We start from the raw sequence: 239 nt of genomic DNA on the forward strand, positions 1-239 counted from the left end.
GACACGGCTAAGACGGTATTAGTGCAGGCTCAACAGAGCTATAACCCCTTTGAAAAACAAAAGACCGACCGTGTGGCCTTTAAGAACGGCACTTATATGCTGAAAACTGGCGAGATGGTGAGCAATAGCCCAAAAGATTATTTGATTAACGGGCATAATATCGAAGCTCAAGCAGGTCAAGCATCCCCGAATATCAACGCTTGGGGTGCATACCTGTTTGGCAATTCTTGGCAGTATCT

Annotated in this window: 1 pseudogene; it reads left to right on the forward strand. The window is 45.6% G+C overall.

Going from position 1 to position 239, the window contains the following annotated elements:
* Positions 1-239: pseudogene (locus AOQ32_RS08565) on the forward strand (hypothetical protein); the annotation flags it as partial.

It is taken from the genome of Fructobacillus tropaeoli (genome assembly GCF_001047135.2).
GTDB lineage: Bacteria > Bacillota > Bacilli > Lactobacillales > Lactobacillaceae > Fructobacillus > Fructobacillus tropaeoli.